Origin of the sequence: Bradyrhizobium sp. CIR18 (genome assembly GCF_014198295.1) — a bacterium.
In the GTDB taxonomy this organism is placed as follows: Bacteria; Pseudomonadota; Alphaproteobacteria; order Rhizobiales; family Xanthobacteraceae; genus Bradyrhizobium.
This window is the reverse complement of the sequence record NZ_JACIHF010000012.1, coordinates 231486-244767: the sequence shown is the minus strand read 5'-3', so window position 1 is coordinate 244767 and position 13282 is coordinate 231486. Positions and strand designations below refer to the sequence as shown.

12 protein-coding genes are annotated in these 13282 nt (G+C 65.6%); 5 read left to right on the top strand and 7 right to left on the bottom strand.

Features of this window, described 5'->3' with window-relative positions:
* Positions 1 to 4: 4 nt before the first annotated feature.
* Both GGD65_RS30260 and ggt read right to left on the bottom strand, forming a co-directional pair.
* On the bottom strand, positions 5 to 619 hold the full coding sequence (locus tag GGD65_RS30260) for a (2Fe-2S)-binding protein (RefSeq protein WP_210286649.1): 615 nt from the start codon (positions 617 to 619) through the stop codon (positions 5 to 7).
* Positions 620 to 789: 170 nt separating this feature from the next.
* On the bottom strand, positions 790 to 2376 hold the full coding sequence (gene ggt / locus GGD65_RS30255; protein WP_183237606.1) for a gamma-glutamyltransferase: 1587 nt from the start codon (positions 2374 to 2376) through the stop codon (positions 790 to 792).
* Positions 2377 to 2574: 198 nt separating this feature from the next.
* Here ggt and GGD65_RS30250 point away from each other — a divergent pair, with 198 nt between their 5' ends.
* On the top strand, positions 2575 to 3369 hold the full coding sequence (locus GGD65_RS30250; protein ID WP_183237605.1) for a rhodanese-related sulfurtransferase: 795 nt from the start codon (positions 2575 to 2577) through the stop codon (positions 3367 to 3369).
* Positions 3359 to 3577, top strand: a complete 219-nt coding sequence (locus GGD65_RS30245; protein ID WP_092261590.1) for a SlyX family protein — start codon at positions 3359 to 3361, stop codon at positions 3575 to 3577. Before GGD65_RS30250 ends, GGD65_RS30245 begins: the two co-directional genes overlap by 11 nt.
* Positions 3578 to 3583: 6 nt before the next feature.
* On the opposite strand, the gene GGD65_RS30240 is transcribed toward GGD65_RS30245, so the two are convergent.
* Both GGD65_RS30240 and GGD65_RS30235 read right to left on the bottom strand, forming a co-directional pair.
* Positions 3584 to 5488 (bottom strand): diguanylate cyclase, encoded by a 1905-nt coding sequence (locus tag GGD65_RS30240; RefSeq protein ID WP_183237604.1) that lies wholly within the window; start codon positions 5486 to 5488, stop codon positions 3584 to 3586.
* A 173-nt stretch (positions 5489 to 5661) separates the two neighbouring features.
* Positions 5662 to 5877: a hypothetical protein gene (locus tag GGD65_RS30235; RefSeq protein ID WP_183237603.1), complete on the bottom strand. Its 216-nt coding sequence runs from the start codon at positions 5875 to 5877 to the stop codon at positions 5662 to 5664.
* 107 nt (positions 5878 to 5984) lie between these two features.
* On the opposite strand from GGD65_RS30235, the gene hemE reads away from it, so the two are divergent.
* Entirely contained in the window at positions 5985 to 7019 is a 1035-nt protein-coding gene (gene hemE / locus GGD65_RS30230) for a uroporphyrinogen decarboxylase (protein ID WP_183237602.1), read from the top strand.
* A 164-nt stretch (positions 7020 to 7183) separates the two neighbouring features.
* On the opposite strand, the gene hemC is transcribed toward hemE, so the two are convergent.
* The 3 genes from hemC to GGD65_RS30215 are packed head-to-tail and all read right to left on the bottom strand — an operon-like array spanning position 7184 to position 10461.
* Positions 7184 to 8164, bottom strand: a complete 981-nt coding sequence (hemC, locus tag GGD65_RS30225; protein ID WP_183237601.1) for a hydroxymethylbilane synthase — start codon at positions 8162 to 8164, stop codon at positions 7184 to 7186.
* 25 nt (positions 8165 to 8189) lie between these two features.
* Positions 8190 to 9815, bottom strand: coding sequence for a GMC family oxidoreductase (locus tag GGD65_RS30220; RefSeq protein WP_183237600.1), 1626 nt, complete (start codon positions 9813 to 9815; stop codon positions 8190 to 8192).
* Between the two features lie 55 nt (positions 9816 to 9870).
* The gene (locus tag GGD65_RS30215) at positions 9871 to 10461 is read right to left on the bottom strand and encodes a TetR/AcrR family transcriptional regulator (protein ID WP_183237599.1); all 591 of its coding nucleotides are present in this window, start codon (positions 10459 to 10461) and stop codon (positions 9871 to 9873) included.
* A 101-nt stretch (positions 10462 to 10562) separates the two neighbouring features.
* Here GGD65_RS30215 and GGD65_RS30210 point away from each other — a divergent pair, with 101 nt between their 5' ends.
* Both GGD65_RS30210 and GGD65_RS30205 read left to right on the top strand, forming a co-directional pair.
* Positions 10563 to 10928 carry a nuclear transport factor 2 family protein gene (locus GGD65_RS30210; RefSeq protein WP_183237598.1) on the top strand — a complete coding sequence of 122 codons (366 nt, stop codon included), beginning with the start codon at positions 10563 to 10565 and terminating at the stop codon, positions 10926 to 10928.
* 338 nt (positions 10929 to 11266) lie between these two features.
* The gene (locus tag GGD65_RS30205) at positions 11267 to 13228 is read left to right on the top strand and encodes a bifunctional diguanylate cyclase/phosphodiesterase (protein ID WP_183237597.1); all 1962 of its coding nucleotides are present in this window, start codon (positions 11267 to 11269) and stop codon (positions 13226 to 13228) included.
* Positions 13229 to 13282 lie beyond the last annotated feature (54 nt).

Sequence of the window (13282 nt, the reverse complement as noted above, 5' to 3'; positions counted from 1 at the left end):
GCGCCTAGCCTTTCATGATCTCGGGCGCGGCCTGCTTCACCGCCGCGACGATGTTGGGATAGGCCGCGCAACGGCAGATGTTGCCGCTCATGTATTCCCGGATATCGGCCTCGTTCCCGGCATGTCCCTCCTTGACGCAGGCTACGGCGGACATGATCTGGCCGGGCGTGCAATAGCCGCACTGGAACGCATCGTTGTCGACGAAGGCCTGCTGCATCGGGTGCAGGCGATCGTCGGTCGCCAGCCCCTCGATCGTCGTGATCTCCTGCCCTTCCGCCGCGAGCGCCAGCGTCAGGCATGACACCACCCGCCGATCGTCGATCAGCACCGTGCAGGCGCCGCACTGGCCGTGGTCGCAGCCTTTCTTGCTGCCGGTGAGCTTGAGGTGATCGCGCAGCGCATCGAGCACCGTGGTGCGCGCGTCGATGCGCAGGCGCTTGTCCTTGCCGTTGACGTGCAGCGTGACCTCGACAGGAAGTGAGGGGTCCTGTGCAGCTGGGGCTTTGGCTTCCTCTGTGGCCGCGCGCGCTGTGATCGGGACGAGCGCACTGCCAGCCGCGCCGGCCATGAAGGCGCGCCGATCGAATGCTGATCGTTTGGAACTTGATGTGTCGGACATCGAGGCCTCCGCCGCTTATCTGCAAAGCAGCGCACGCCCTGCACCGCTCATCGCCCCTTAACCGGAAGCGATGAACTCTGTTCCGAACGAGAAAGGGCGACGCAGCAAATGCCGCGCCGCCCTTCGTCAACTTTTCCTGATCTTGCGCGCGGAACCCCGCGCGGCAGCGCTCAATAGCCGAGCGCGCAGCCGTCCTTGCGCGGATCGGAGCCGCCGGTGAGCGTGCCCTTGTCCCAGTCGATCCAGATCGCCTGCGCGCCGCCGAGCGGGCCGACCACGCTGGTGGTCTTGTGGCCGAGCTTCTTCAGGCCCTCGACGATCGCAGCCGGCACGCTGTCCTCGAGCTGATACTGGCCCTCGTAGTGCAGGCCGCGCGGCATGTCGATCGCCTCCTGCACGTCGCAGCCATAGTCGAGGATGTTGGTCACGACGCGGGTCTGGCCGACCGGCTGGTACTGCCCGCCCATCACCGCGAACGGCATCACGGAGCGGCCGCCCCTGGTGAGCAGGCTCGGCATGATCGTGTGCAGCGGCCGCTTGCCGCCGGCGATGCAGTTGGGATGGCCCGGCTGGATGCGGAAGCCGCCGGCGCGGTTCTGGAACAGGACGCCGGTCTTGTTCGAGACGATCGCCGAGCCGAAAGAATGCGCAATCGAATTGATGAACGAGCAGACGTTGCGATCCTTGTCCACGACGGTGATGTAGATCGTCGACGGATTCATCGGCGGTGCGACGTTCGGCAGGTCGAGCATGCCGTCCATGCGGATCTTGGCGATGTGCTCGTCGCAGAATTCCTTGGCGAGGATCCTGGCGACCTCGACCTGCATGTGGTCGGGATCGGCGACGTGCAGCTCGCGGTGCATGTAGGCGATGCGCGCGGCTTCCGCTTCGAGATGGAAACGCTCGATGCTGAGCGGCGCGTATTTCGTCAGGTCGAACCGCGACAGGATATTCAGCATCAGCAGCATGGTGAGGCCGGGTCCGTTCGGCGGGCACTGCCAGACGTCGTAGCCCTTGTACATGGTGCCGATCGGCGTCGTCGTCTCGGTGGTGTGCGCGGCGAAATCGTCGAGCGTGTGCAGGCCGCCGATGCCCCTGAGGGTCTCGACCATGTCTTCGGCAATCGAGCCCTTGTAGAAGGCGTCGCGGCCGTCCTTGGCGATCGCGCGCAGCGTCTTGCCGAGCTCGGCCTGGCGGATGACGTCGCCGGCCACCGGCGGCTTGCCGCCCGGCAACAGGTAACGCACGGTGTTGGTACCGCCCTTCAGCTTTTCGAACTGGTTCTTCCAGTCGAAGGCGATGCGGGGGGCGACGACGTAGCCTTCCTCGGCCGCCTTGATCGCGGGCTGGAGCAGCCGGTCGAAGCCGAACTTGCCATGGTCGCGCAGGACGGTCGCGAACGCATCGACCACGCCGGGAATCGAGACCGCATGCGCCGAGGTCAGCGGCACCGAGTTGATCTTGCGCTCCAGGTACCAGTCGGCGTTGGCCGCCTTCGGGGCACGGCCGGAGCCGTTATAGGCGATGATCTTGCCCTCGCCGCGCGGCTGGATCAGCGCAAAGCAGTCGCCGCCGATGCCGGTCGATTGCGGCTCGATCACGCCAAGCAGGGCCGAGCCCGCAACGGCCGCATCCACCGCGGTGCCCCCTTCGCGCAACACCTCGATCGCGGCGAGCGAGGCCTGCGGATGCGAGGTCGCCACCATCGCGTTGGTAGCGTGGACCGTGGACCTGCCTGGGAAATGAAAGTTTCTCATCGAATTCTTGCTCTCTTGGGCCCGTGGCGCGGATGGCGCGCCATCTCGGAAAAACCGGGGTTACATGACACATTCCGGCAGCCTTCGGCAATGCTGGCATACCAGGGAAATGGCTGCCATCCGCTGGGCGAATAGACCTTTCGAAGCCGGCGGCCATGCGGGTTTTCCGGGCCGCACGCGCCTGCTAAACGAACCGCCATGTCTGATCCGGATTCGATCAAGGTCGCCGCCTTCTACCAATTCGCCGCCCTCCCGGATTACCGCGAGCTGCGCGAGCCGCTGCGCGCGTTCTGCGCCGGTATTGAGCTGAAGGGCAGCGTGCTGCTGGCGCAGGAGGGCATCAACGGCACGCTCGCCGGTGCGCCGGCGGCGATCGACGCCCTTACCCATGAGCTGGCGAACGGCGACATGTTCGGCGGCAGGCTGAACAATCTCGAATTGAAATTCTCGGCCGCCGAAGCGATGCCGTTCGGGCGGCTCAAGGTGCGGCTGAAGAAGGAGATCGTCACGCTTGGCGATACGGCTGCCGATCCGACCCGCCAGGTCGGCACCTATGTCGATGCGAGCGAATGGAACGCGCTGATCTCCGCGCCCGACATGCTGCTGCTCGACACCCGCAACGCCTTCGAGGTGGCGATGGGAACGTTCGAAGGCGCCGTCGATCCCGGCATCAGGAGCTTTGGCCAGTTCAAGGATTTTGCCGCCGTCGAGCTTGATCCGGCAAAGCACCGCAGGATCGCGATGTTCTGCACCGGCGGCATCCGCTGCGAGAAGGCGAGCGCGCACCTGCTCGCGCGCGGCTTTACCGAGGTCTATCACCTCAAGGGCGGCATTCTCAAATATCTGGAAGAGGTGCCGGAGGCGCAGAGCCGCTGGCGTGGGGAGTGCTTCGTGTTCGACGAGCGCGTCGCGCTCGGCCATGGTCTGCAAGAATCTCGCTTGCAAGAATCCGGTTTGCGCGAACGAAACAAGGATGCGACGCGTGACGAATGAGATCAAGACGCTGAGCGAGCGCATCGACACGCTTGAAACGCGCCTCGCCTACCAGGACGACACGATCGAGACGTTGAACCAGACCATCACCGCGCAGTGGAAGCAGATCGATCTGCTGACCCGGAAGATCGCAGAGCTCGGCGAGCGGCTGCAGGAGGCCGAGGCCAATGCGCCTGGGCCCACCAACGAGCCTCCGCCGCATTATTGAGCCATCTTACTGGCCGGAGGCCTTGGGCAGCAGGTTCATGAGCTCGCCGGACATCACCAGGCGATCGCGGCCTGCATCCTTGGCGGCGTAGAGCGCCCGGTCGGCGGCCTCAACCAGCGAGGCCACGCCCGCCGTGCGCTCCAGCGCCGGCCGACAGGTCGCACCGCCGACCGAGGCGGTGACACATCCGGACTCCGGATTGGTCGCATGGACGAGGCCGGCCTCGTGGATGGCGCTGCGGATCCGTTCGCCGAAAAGGGCGCAGCCGGCGGCATCGGTGTTGGGCAGCAGCATGGCGAATTCCTCGCCGCCATAGCGCGCCGCCAGATCGCCGGCGCGTTGGGTCTCGGCCGCGATGATCTTTGCGACCAGACGCAGGCAGGCATCGCCCGCGGGATGGCCGTATTCGTCGTTATAGGCCTTGAAGTGATCCACATCGATCATCAGCAAAGCAAGGCTCGAGCGGTCGCGATAGGCGCGCGCCCATTCCTCTTTCAGCCGCTCGTCGAAGCGGCGGCGATTGGCAAGGCCGGTGAGGCTGTCCTCGATCGCGAGCGTCTCGAGCCTGGTTTCCAGCTTCTTGTGCTCGGTGATGTCGCGGGAGATCGCGACCACGCCGTCGACGCGGCCATTGTCCTTGCGCGTCACCCGCATGGTCGATTCCAGCCAGACTTCACCGTTCTGCCGGTGCGAGTTGCGGTAGGTGAGACGCGCCTCCTCCCGCTCGCCACGCTTCATGGCGTCGACGATCGCCTGGACCTCCGGCAGATCCTCCGGATTGATGCCCGCCAGCGCCGGCGTGCCGATCAATTGATTGGCGCGCCAGCCGACGACGCGCGCAGACGAGGGCGAGACATAACGCAGCCGCTCGTCGAGCCCGATGCGGGTCACCATGTCGCTGGAGCCTTCGGCGAGCAGGCGGAAATGCGCCTCTTTCTCGACCAGGGCCGCGGCCATGCGCTGGCCCCGCTGCAACTGTCGCACCAGCACGGCGCCGATGACCGCAATCAGCATCACCAGCGCGGTGACGTAGAGCATGCGGGAGATTGCCGCGGCGCGCCAGGGCGCGAGCAGCTCGTCCTTGTCGACTGTGGCAAGCAGAAGGAGCGGGAAACGGCCGCTGCGCTTGAAGAAGCTGACGCGCTCGGCGCCGTCCAGGGGAGACTTGAAATAGTAGGCCCCACTCGGCCGTTGCAGGCTCGCGTCGCGGAATAACGGCTTGTCGGAAACGCTGCGTCCGACAAATGTCTCGTTGCTGGGGTTGCGCGCGATGATCAGGCCATCGCCATGCGTGAGCGACACCGAGCTGTTGCGGCCGATCTCGAACTGCTCGTAGAAATGCGAAAGATATTTTGAGCTGATGGTCGCGAGCACCACCCCGCCGAAGCTGCCGTCGGGCTTGTTGAAGCGGCGCGACAGGGTGACGACCCATTCGCCGTCCAGGAGGCTCTTTACGGGACGGCCGACATAGGGCTCTCGTTTCGGGGAGAGCTGATGATAGCGGAAAAACGCATCGTCGCTGAGCGTTGAGCCGATCGTGCCGGGCGCGGTCAGCCAGTTGCCCTGGTCGTCGATGATGGCGAGGCTGTGAACGCGCTCGATGGCCTTTTTGCGTACTTCCAGCAGGGTGCGCAGTTTGGCGATCGTGGCCGGTGCAGTGCCGTCCATCTCGAGCCGGCTGACGACGCCGACGACGCCGGAATCCAGCAGATCGAGGCTGTCCTCGGCGTGCTGGGTCAGCGAACGGGCGACGTTCGCCATCTCGGTCTCGGCACCCCTGAGCACCGCGTCGCGCGCAGCCCATTCGCGCCAGCCACTGACGCCGAGGATGGTCGCGCAGGTCAGCACGACGAACGCCGCCGCGCGCAGCGGCAGGCGGCTCCATCCGGCTCTTTGGGTCGCAAGGCTCATGCGGCAGAATTCTCCGATCGTCGGAAACTCTGCTGCTTCTATTATTGAACTCTGAAATCACTACTGGAATACGCGGCCATCTCCCCGGTTTCCAGTAGTCCTACGGACACCGCGATCAGCACATCGCTAACAAGGTATTAGCAAGCCGATCGGAATCCCGGCGTCGCCTTCCGCTAGCTGAAGATCGCCTTGACCTTGTCCCAGAGCGAGGGAGCGTCAGCTTCCGCATCGGCCTTCGAGGGCGTCGGCTGGGCGGCGCTGACGGGATCAGATGCCGGGAAGGTATCTTTCAGCCCGGCATCGAGCTTGGCGTTGCGGTCGGCGGCGAGCGCTTCACGCAGATCGTCGGCGTGCTTGTCGTGCGGGGCGGGATTGAATCTCTCAGCCATGATCTCCTCCATCGGCTGGATCAACGCGGCCCTGTTGCGCTGGTTCCCCTGTTCCGCTGAGGGCCGGAGCGGTGTATCAGAGGCCATAACCTTGCTCAGGACCATTCGTGCCCCAATCTGCGACGAAACCTTTCATCGACGTGCTCTCCGGCCAGCGCCAGAGCATCCCGCCCATGTGGATGATGCGGCAGGCCGGCCGCTATCTACCGGAATATCGCGAGGTCCGCGCCAAGGCCGGCGGCTTCCTCGATCTCTGCTTCAACCCGGAGCTGGCGGCCGAGGTGACCCTGCAACCGATCCGCAGGTTCGGCTTCGATGCGGCGATCATCTTCTCGGACATTCTCGTGATCCCCTACGCGCTCGGACGCTCGGTGCGGTTCGAGGTCGGCGAGGGCCCGCGGCTGGATCCGCTGGATGATCCGGCGAAGGTCGCAACGCTTGCCGCGCGCGCCGACTTCGGCAAGCTCGAGCCGGTGTTCGACGCGCTCAGGATCGTGCGCGGCACGCTCGATCAAAAGGTCGCGCTGATCGGCTTCTGCGGCGCGCCGTGGACGGTCGCGACCTACATGGTCGCGGGCCAGGGCACGCCCGACCAGGCGCCGGCGCGGATGATGGCCTACCGGCATCCGGAGGCGTTCGCTGAAATCATCGACGTGCTGGTCGAGAACTCGATTCAATATCTGCTGTTGCAGCTCGCCGCCGGCGCCAATGCCTTGCAGATCTTCGACACCTGGGCCGGCGTGCTGCCGCCGGCCGAGTTCGCGCGCTGGTCGGTCGAGCCGACGCGCCGCATCGTGGAGGGCGTGCGGGCCAAGGTGCCGGATGCGAAGATCATCGGCTTCCCCCGCGGCGCCGGTGCGCAATTGCCGGGCTATGTCGAGGCGACCGGCGTCAATGCGGTCAGCATCGACTGGACCGCGGAGCCCGGCTTCATTCGCGAACGCGTGCAAAGCAAGGTCGCCGTGCAGGGCAATCTCGATCCGCTGGTGCTGATCACGGGCGGCGCCGCGCTCGACCGCGCGGTCGACAACACGCTGGCGAATTTTGCCCAAGGGCGGCTGATCTTCAATCTCGGCCACGGCATCCAGCCGGAAACGCCGATCGCCCATGTCGAGCAGATGATCAAGCGCGTGCGGGGCTAGTTCGCCCGCCCCCAACGGGGCGGAAACAAAAAACGCGAAAACAACCCCATGCACAGTAGACAAGTCATTGAAAAAGCTGGGCCGGCAAGATCCGACTCACCAGCCGCGTTTGACACGTCGGGCAAAACAGGCGCACGCCCGCATGATCTCGTGATCGCGGCCGCCTAGCGCGGCCGGCTGCGCTCGATGATCTCGGCCGCGCCCTTCGTCAGCAGATCCAGACCCACGGCACGGCCGAGCTCGCGCGGGCGATTGGCGGGGCCTGCGCGCGAGGCTTCGATGATGGTATTGCCGGAGAGGTCGAGCACGGATGCGGTGAGCGACATCTGATCGCCCGCGATGGTCGAGAAGCCCGCCACCGGCGAATTGCAGTGGCCGTTCAGCACCCAGAGCACCTCGCGCTCGGCGTCCGCGCTGGCATGCGCGGCGGGATCGTCGATCGACGACAGGATCTGCCGCGTTTGCCAGTCCTGCGCGGCGCATTCGACCGCGACGATGCCCTGCCCCGCCGCCGGCAGCATCTCGGCCGCGGTGAATTCGTACGCGATGCGGCCGGCGAGGCCGACGCGGTCGAGGCCCGAACGCGCCATGATCAGCGCATCGGCCGGTCCCACCGTGCCGCCATCCGGCAGGCGCTGCTTCTCGCCATTGTCGAGCTTTCGCACGCGCGTGTCGGCGGCGCCGCGGAAGTGGATCACGTCTACATCCGGAAACAGGCGTCGCGCGTAAGCGGCGCGACGGACCGCATTGGTGCCGATTTTGAAACCCTTGCCGCGGGACTGGCGCAGCGCCTCCAGCGTCACGCCGTCGCGCAGCACCAGCGCGTCGCTCGGCGGATCGCGGGACAGCGTGGCGCCGATGACGAGGCCGGGCGTGTCCTCATTGCCCGGCATGTCCTTCAGCGAGTGCATCGCCGCCTGCAATTCGCCCGACAGCACGGCGGCGCGGATCTGCGCCACAAAGGCGCCGCCCTTGCCGCCATGCGGCAGGAGCTTGCTGGTCTGATCGAGATCGCCCGTGGTGTCGAACTTGACGATCTCGACGTCGAGACCGGGCACGGCGGCGGTCAGGCGGCGCGCGATCTCTTCCGTCTGTGCCAGCGCCATTGTGCTCTTGCGTGTGCCGATCCGAAATCGAGTAGCCAAGTCCAAACCCTCTCAAGACGCGAATTTACCGCGCATCCTCCAATATCATGTCGGAGGCCTTTTCGGCGATCATGATGATCGGCGCGTTGGTGTTCCCCGATACGAGGTCCGGCATGACCGAGCCGTCGACGACGCGAAGGCCTTCGAGCCCCCTCACCTTCAGCCGCTGGTCGACCACCGCGAGCGCATCATTGCCCATACGACAGGTCGAGGTCGGATGGTAGATGGTGCTGCCGCGCTCGCGGCAATATTCCAGCAGCTCGGCGTCCGTGGATACCTTCGCCCCGGGATCGTATTCATTGACCACGAATGGCCTCAGCGCCGGCGCGCTCAAGATCTTGCGCAGGATCTTCAGTCCTTCGACGTTGGTGGTGCGGTCGGTCTCGGTCGACATGTAGTTGATGCGGATCTCCGGCGGCACCGTCGGATCGGCGCTTCGGATGCGCAAGGTCCCGCGGCTTTCAGGACGGAGCTGGCACACAGAGGCGGTGAAGCCGGAGAAATCGTGCAGCTTCTCGCCCATCTTGTCGGTCGAGAACGGCAGGAAGTGCACCTGGATGTCGGGCGAAGCCAGTCGCGGGCTGGTCTTGAAGAACGCGCCCGCCGTGCCGGCCGCAATGGTCAGCCATCCCTTGCGAAACAGCGCATAGCGCGCGCCGGCCATGGTGCGGCGGAGCGGATGATTGACGGTGTCGTTGAGCGTGATCTGCTGCGAGCAGCGCATCACGATGCGGACCTGCATGTGGTCCTGGAGGTCGTGACCGACGCCCGACGCGTCCAGCACGACATCGATGCCGTGCTTGCGCAGGAGATCGCCAGGGCCGACGCCGGAGAGCTGCAGCAGTTGCGGCGAGTTGTAGGCGCCGCTCGACAGCACGATCTCTCTTCGCGCGCGGGCCCGGCGCACAGCTGCGCCTTGCCGATATTCGACGCCGACGGCGCGGCGGCCCTCGAACAGCACGCGCTGGCCGAGCGCGCCAGTTTCCACCTTGAGATTGCCGCGGGTCCTTGCCGGGCCGAGATAGGCCACCGAAGTCGAGGCGCGCCGGCCGTTGCGCGTCGTGGTCTGGAACAGGCCGACGCCTTCCTGCGTGGCGCCGTTGAAATCGGGGTTGTAGGGCAGTCCGGTCTCGACCGCCGCGTCGATGAAGGCCTTTGACAGTGGATCGGTCACGACCATGTTGGAAACCGGCAGCGGACCGCCGCTGCCATGATACTGGTCGGCCCCCCGCGACTGGTTCTCGGCCTTCTTGAAATAGGGCAGCACGTCGTCATAGCCCCAGCCGGTGTTGCCGAGCTGGCGCCAGCGGTCATAATCCTCGTGCTGACCGCGGACGTAGAGCAGGCCGTTGATCGAGCTCGATCCGCCCAGCGTCTTGCCGCGCGGCTGGAACACCTGGCGTCCCTTCAGCTCGGGCTCCGGCTCGGTCTGGTACATCCAGTTGACAGACTTCTCCTTGAACAGCTTGCCGTAGCCGAGCGGCACGTGGATCCAGATGTTGGAATCCTTCGGGCCGGCCTCGAGCAGCAGCACGCTGTGCTTGCCGTTCGCCGAGAGCCTGTTGGCGAGCACGCAGCCGGCCGAGCCGGCGCCGACGATGATGTAGTCGAATTCGGGATCGGACGGCGCGAGGGAGGAGTTTATGGTCATGTCTTGTCAGTCTTCTTGTTGGTTGGGGCGTTTCCGTCTGCGTGGCTTAGCACAATCATTCCCGCAGGCGCAGCGCCTCGACCAGCGACTTGAACGCACGGGCATATTCCGCGCCTGCCCTTGCGATATCAGCGCGTCCGGCGCAGGCGACCGCGGCCTCCGTCACCGCGCCGAGCAATAGCCGCGCCAGCGGCTCGACCGGCTGCTTTGCGATCAGGCCAGCCTCCATCGCCACCGAGAGCGCACGTGGCAGCTTGCCGCCAAAATGCTGCGCGTCGATCTCGCGCCAGCGCTCCCAGCCGAGCACGGCCGGGCCGTCGCGCAGGATGATCTGGCCTGTCGGGCCCTTGGCGGTCGCCGCGAAATAATGCTGCGTGCCGGCGACCATCGCGGCGAGCACGTCCTTCTCGGCGCGAGCCGTGCCGTCGATCTCGACGACGAGGTCGCGCGAGACCTGGTCGAACACGGCTTCGAACACCGCCTCCTTGGTCTTGAAGTGATGATAGACCGCGCCCTTGGCGACGTGGGCTGCTTCCGCGATCTCGTCCATGGTGGTAGCGGCAAAGCCTTGCGTCCCGAACAGGCGGCGCGCCGCCGACAGGATCGCTTCCGATGTCGCCGCCCGCCGCTCCGCCTGTTTCGCCATGAGTCTCGTCTAATCGAATTCGGCAGGGGCGGCCAGTTGACTTTTTGACCCTCGGTCGGTATTTTACCGACTGTCAGTCGGTTTTAATCGCGAGGTTTGCCATGCCGAGCCGTGATGTCGTCGAAGCTTTTGCGCAGCGGCTGGAGGCCGGGGATTTCATCGGCGCGATCGAGCAGTTCTGCACGCCCGACGCCGCGACCTATGAGAACAACGGCGCCCCGACGATCGGCCGTGACAAGCTCGTCGCCAAGGAGCGTGCCGTGCTGGCGGCCTCGAAAGAGGTCAGGGCCGTCCGCATCGGACCGAGCCTGATCGACGGCGACCACGTGGCGACGCGCTGGACGTTCAGCTTCACCAACGCAGAGGGTGTCTCACGAACGCTGCACGAGATCGCGTGGCAGACCTGGCGCGGCGACAAGCTGGTCGAGGAGCGGTTCTACTACGATCCGAAGCAGCTGGGGCGGTGACGACGTCTCTCCACACAGGTGTCATCGCCCGGCTTGACCGGGCGATCGAGTATTCCAGAGAGGGTTGTGATTCCTCGATAGGCCGCGGCGTACTGGATGCCCCGGTCAAGCCCGGTCAAGCCGGGGCATGACGGCGAGCTAGTGGGGAGCGCCCTGCTCTCGTTACAGCCGTAATCCGAAGTCTGCATTTGTATCGATTTGTTATCGATATCACGTCACGAACACGCGGAAGTGGTCGCGGCGAGCGCCGCAGTCAGGGATAATTCATAGTTCGTCAAAGGTTTGCGGCGAATTTCCCTGAAGGAGCCGACCAACGGCCCGTCCTGCTAGGCTCTGAAATGCGGACTCAAACGACCAGCTATGTCGCGCGGCTGTTCGCGGGCGATTTGTCGGCCTTTGGCGGTCCTGCAACCGACGAAGCCGTGGCCGGCCATATCCGCGCCGAGCAGATGTCGCTGGTGCTCGGCTATTCGGTCGGCATCATGCTCGCCAATGCCTGCAACGCCATCGTGCTCGCCATCGCATTGTGGCAGTCGCCGGACAGGATATCCGCCCTGATCTGGGCCGCCGCCGTCGCCAGCGCCGCGATCGCATTCGGCCTGCAATCCCGCGCGGCGCGCCGCATCACCAAGCCGCAATTCGTCTCGCGCCGCGCCATGCACCGGCTGGTGCGAAACGCCTTCGTCCTCGGCACCGCCTGGGGCATCGTCCCGGTCGCCTTCTTCGACAGTGCTTCGACCGGCGGCCAGCTCGTCATCACCTGCCTGTGCTCGGGCATGCTGGCCGGCGGTGCGCTCGCCTTCGCCACCATCCCGATCGCAGCGATCGCCTTCACCGCCCCGATCTTCGTCGGGATCGCGATCTGCCTCGGCAGGAACGGCGATCTGGCCTTTCTGCTGATCGCCTTCCTCGTCGTGGTCTATGGCAGCGTGCTGATCCGCGGCGTGTTCGTCAATTCCTTCTCGTTCGCGCGGCGCGTGATGCGGCAGATCGAGGCGGAGCGCACGGTGCGGCTGGACCCTCTGACCCACCTGCCCAACCGCGTCGCCTTCAACGAGACGCTCGAGGCCGCGCTCAAGCGACTGGCATTGTCCGGCGAGGAGTTTGCGGTGCTGCTGCTCGATCTCGATCGCTTCAAGGAGGTCAACGACAAGTTCGGCCATCCCGCCGGCGACGAATTCCTGGTCCAGGTCGCAAGCCGCCTGCGACGCTGCACGCGCGCCGCCGAGCATGTCGCGCGCATCGGCGGCGACGAGTTCGCGCTGGTGATGGCCAATCTGGCGCGTCCCGAGGATGCCCTCGAAATCGCCGAACGCTTCGTCGCGGCCTTCACTGAGCCGTTCCGCATCGAGGGCCGCCAGATCGGGGGCGCGACCAGCGTCGGCATCGTGCTGGCGCCGCGCGACGGCACCACACCGCTTGACGTCATGAAGAATGCCGATGCCGCGCTCTACCGCGCCAAGAAGGCGGGACCTGGCACGATCCGCTTCTTTGAGGCCAGCGACGACAGGGTGTCACGCGATCGCAAGGCGCTGCAATCCGACCTCGAGGGCGCGATCGCGCGAGACGAGCTGTTCCTCGTGTTCCAGCCGTTCCTCGATCTCGACCAAAGCCGGATCACCGGTTTCGAGGCGCTGCTGCGCTGGCAACATCCTGAGCGCGGACTGGTGCCGCCGAGCGAATTCATCCCGATTGCGGAAGAGACCGGACTAATCCACGAGATCGGCGAATGGGTCGTCCGCCGCGCCTGCGCGACGGTTGCCGAGTGGCCGGACGAGATCAGGGTCGCCGTCAACTTCTCGGCCGCGCAGTTTCATAACGCCGGCATCCTCCAGATCATCGTGCAGGCGCTGGCGGACGCGAAGATCGCGCCGCACCGGCTCGAGATCGAGATCACGGAATCGATGCTGCTGTCGAAATACGGCTCGGCCGAGCCGGTTCTGAACGCGCTGCTGCAGCTCGGCGTCACGGTCGCGCTGGACGATTTCGGGACGGGCTTCTCGTCCCTCACCTATTTGCGCAAGCTGCCGTTCAGCCGCATCAAGATCGACCAGTCCTTCATCCGCGACATGCTGGTGCAGCCGGACTGTGCCGCCATCGTCAAGTCGGTGATCTCGCTCGCGCGCGACCTGCGCATCGCCGTCGTCGCAGAAGGCGTCGAGACCGCCGACCAGCTCGACTATCTCAGGCAGATCAGTTGCGACGAGGTCCAGGGCTATCTGATCAGCCGGCCGGTGTCGGTGGATGGCGTGCTGGCGCTGCTGGACAGGAAGAAGCTTCGGGCGACGTTTGCGGCGTAGGTCACTTGCGGCTGACGCTTCGTAGCCCGGATGGAGCGAAGCGCAATCCGGGAC